Origin of the sequence: Vibrio sp. RE86, from assembly GCF_013114545.1 — a bacterium.
GTDB lineage: Bacteria > Pseudomonadota > Gammaproteobacteria > Enterobacterales > Vibrionaceae > Vibrio.
This window is the reverse complement of the sequence record NZ_VTXI01000044.1, coordinates 1-3,689: the sequence shown is the minus strand read 5'-3', so window position 1 is coordinate 3,689 and position 3,689 is coordinate 1. Positions and strand designations below refer to the sequence as shown.

General features: G+C 43.6%; 3 protein-coding genes. 1 reads left to right on the top strand and 2 read right to left on the bottom strand.

Annotated elements, in window-relative coordinates:
- Window positions 1-118 precede the first annotated feature (118 nt).
- Window positions 119-361, bottom strand: a complete 243-nt coding sequence (gene zapB, locus F0231_RS20530) for a cell division protein ZapB (protein ID WP_171761533.1) — start codon at window positions 359-361, stop codon at window positions 119-121.
- 312 nt (window positions 362-673) lie between these two features.
- On the opposite strand from zapB, the gene glpX reads away from it, so the two are divergent.
- Window positions 674-1,681, top strand: coding sequence for a class II fructose-bisphosphatase (glpX, locus tag F0231_RS20525; RefSeq protein WP_171761532.1), 1,008 nt, complete (start codon window positions 674-676; stop codon window positions 1,679-1,681).
- 54 nt (window positions 1,682-1,735) lie between these two features.
- Here the strand turns inward: glpX and F0231_RS20520 are convergent, their stop codons facing one another.
- Window positions 1,736-3,151: a sensor domain-containing diguanylate cyclase gene (locus tag F0231_RS20520; protein WP_171761534.1), complete on the bottom strand. Its 1,416-nt coding sequence runs from the start codon at window positions 3,149-3,151 to the stop codon at window positions 1,736-1,738.
- Window positions 3,152-3,689: the final 538 nt, after the last annotated feature.

Below are 3,689 nucleotides of genomic sequence, written 5' to 3'. Positions count from 1 at the left end.
CATCTTAGCCTAGGTATGAATACGCCAAATAAGGTGCATGAAAAAAGCCAGCAACTTGCGTTACTGGCTTATTAAAAATCGTCAACGTATTTTAGGACGAGACAGCGAGTAAAACAAATTACTCTACTTCATCCATCTTGCCTAGAAGGTTACGGATGCGCTCTTGCCATGCAGTGTGCTCTTGATGCATCTGCTGAGTTTTCTGCTCAAGTTCTTCACGGCTAACACGCAGTTCGCTCGCTTCAGAAGCCAGCTGCTCTTTCTCTTCTTTCAGCTCTTCAACTTCCATTTGTAGAAGGGCGATAGTATCAACTGCAGTTTGGATTTTAGCTTCTAGTTTTTCTAGTACTTCAAAAGACATCTTTGCCTACCTATATTTATACGGAGAAGGGTTTTGTCATCGATGAGCGTAAACCCATTTTGGATCCATTCTACTCAGCCGAGCGATGATAAACACTCCCTATATCGATATTTTGCACCATTCGGTTAAAAAAACAGCGCTATTTGACAATCGCCTTACATCTAGGGAGCTGCTGGTAATCTACGCCCAATTTAACCTACAAGATTGATTCAGTTCAATTGGATTTCAATTAAAAAGGCAAACGTTTACTTTGGTGTGTGCTAAAATCACGCCGTTTTTATTTATCCCCATCCTTTTACTATTGGAGTCACCATGAAACGCGATTTAGCAATGGCATTTTCTCGAGTTACCGAGGGAGCAGCACTAGCAGGATATAAATGGCTTGGCCGCGGCGATAAGAACGCTGCTGATGGCGCAGCCGTAGAAGTTATGCGCACTCTACTAAACAAAACCGAGATTAGCGGTCAGATCGTTATTGGTGAAGGTGAAATCGATGACGCGCCAATGCTTTATATTGGTGAGTGTGTAGGTACTGGTGGTGATGCCGTTGATATCGCAGTCGATCCTATTGAAGGTACACGTATGACAGCAATGGGCCAATCAAACGCCCTTGCAGTACTCGCAGCAGGCGAGAAAGGCAGCTTCCTTAAAGCACCTGATATGTACATGGAGAAACTGGTTGTTGGTCCTGGAGCGAAAGGCTGCATTGACCTAAATAAACCTCTGAAAGAAAACCTAGAGAACATTGCCAAAGCATTGAATAAGTCTTTAGATACGCTAGTAGTAACAACACTTGCTAAACCTCGTCACGACGCGATCATTGCAGAGATGCAAGCTATGGGCGTTCGAGTATTTGCAGTGCCAGATGGTGACGTTGCTGCTTCTATCCTAACGTGTATGCCGGACAGTGAAGTAGACGTTATGTACTGCATTGGTGGTGCACCTGAAGGCGTTGTGTCGGCTGCTGTTATCCGTGCACTTGACGGTGATATGCATGGTCGCCTTCTACCACGCCATGAAGTAAAAGGCGACACAGAAGAGAACCGTATCTACGGTAATGCTGAACTAGAACGTTGTGAAGAGATGGGTGTGAAAGCAAACGTAGTGCTTACAATGGAAGATATGGCACGCAGCGACAACGTTGTATTCTCAGCGACAGGTATCACCAAAGGTGACCTTTTAGAAGGTATCTCTCGCCAAGGTAACATCGCTACGACTGAAACTCTGCTTATCCGTGGTCGCTGCCGCACGATCCGCCGAATCAAGTCGACTCACTATCTAGAGCGTAAAGATCCTGAAGTAAGAGACATCATTCTTTAATAGTGAAAAGGTCAGCATGCGCTGACCTTTTTCTTATCATCACCAAATTCTGTATTAATCGACTTCAATACACACTTGATCTTTACCTGCGACTTTCGCTTTATACAATAGCTCATCAGACTTGCGTATGCCTTGGCTGCTCCATAAGTGGCGTAAACTATCAAACTGATGTGTTGCATAAATTTGAACGCCTCCAGAGACGGTGACTTTAATCCGCTCGCCACTCTTCATACGATAGCCTTGCAAGCTCACATCACGCTGGATACGTTCAAATATCGATGAGATTAGCTCATCGGACTCTCCCGATACCGCTACCACGAACTCCTCACCACCAAAACGTGCGACGATATCACACTGACGTAAACTGTCAGTTATCAGCGAACCAATATGGCAAATCACTTTATCCCCGACATCATGGCCATGCGCATCATTAATCCGCTTGAAGTCATCAATATCAAATACGCCGACACCCAAATAGCGAAGCTCTTCTTGAGTCTTTAGCTTTTCTTCAAAACCACGTCGATTACTGAGTGTGGTCATAGGATCGCGCATCGCCAATTCTTTTAAAGTGCATTGAGCAGCTTGAGTATAACGATACCAAAAAAATCCAATCGCTAAACCATACGCAATCAGCAAGATCATCAACTGATTCTTTTCATGGTTGATAATATGAAAAATGTGCACCCTCTTAGGCTCATCAACATTAAGGTACAACCCTGAATGATCTCCATGCACATAGACTGGCGCAGAGAAAGTAAAGCTAACTAGGTCGCTAAGGTTTGGACCAATATGCGAGGCTAAGCGATAGCCTGAAGTGGTATCAAACAATAAACTATCAAGGTACGTATCGATGGCAAGAACACCTTTAAACTCTCCATCTACGTATACGCCTTTGGTCAATGTGATGACTTTAAGGCCTGTCATGTAATCTTCGTAGTCGCCGGTATACACCACACGCTCACGTCGCTGAGTAAGGCCGTTACGTACCGTATTGATCCAATATGGGCGATTCATCACAACACTATCAAACGTATCTCCTGTTATCGTCGCCGCAAACTCTTTTGGCGAAGAAATGATGAACTTATCTTTAGATAGGAAGTAAATAGCAGACACGGTATCGATGGACTTAGAGAAATATGCCATTGAAGGTGCTATGAAGAGCCGGCGGTAAGCTTCTTTATACAACTCTGAATCTGGATTACACATTTCAGCAGGTCCAGAAAATAGAAAGTCGTAGCCTTCCCCTTCAGTACCAATACCTGTGAAGTTACATGTGATACCTGAACGATTAATTGTATGAGGTAGAACATACTCTTCGTCATGCAATGGGTAGAGCGCTGTAATGTTGTACTCAAGTGCGTTAATCACCTGAGTTAACTCTTCTAAAGCTTGCTCAACTCTTTGCTTTTCTCGAAGATATTCCGATTTCGACTCCTCTGCGGAATCGACGATAAGTAATGCTATAAACAGTAAAAATACAACTGTTATCCATGCAAATGCTTTCTTTAATCCTATCTCATAAGTCGTTGTCACATTAATTTCGCTTTATAAGGTGGGAAATGCATTTTAACAGAATGATATACTTTTGCTAGTATATTCACCTAGAAGAATATACTTATAGATGAGACAGTTAGGACAAGATTGCAAAAGCTAATTATATGAGCATTTGGTAATACTAAATTTCAGGCACCAGAAACGACGAAAGCCTAGACGTAAGACTAGGCTTCTAAATAAGTGGCTAAGAGGTGGACCAGCATTCCAGCGAAACTCCTTGGTCGCAGACCAAAATAATATCGCACATACGAAAAAGCCCTAACATTTCTGTTAGGGCTTTGTGTGAATAAGTGGCGGACGGCCAGGCTTACGCTCAAGCGGGACTCGTTCTCTGAAAGGGAAATCACTTTGCTTTAAAACGACAAAACCCAGTCCTAAGACTGGGTTTTTAAATAAGTGGCGGAGCGGACGGGACTCGAACCCGCGACCCCCGGCGTGACAGGCCGGTATTCTA

Bases quoted from the DNA above. Each gene is read 5' to 3' on its own strand.
- zapB (WP_171761533.1), bottom strand. From the start codon at position 361: ATGTCTTTTGAAGTACTAGAAAAACTAGAAGCTAAAATCCAAACTGCA.
- glpX (WP_171761532.1), top strand. From the start codon at position 674: ATGAAACGCGATTTAGCAATGGCATTTTCTCGAGTTACCGAGGGAGCA.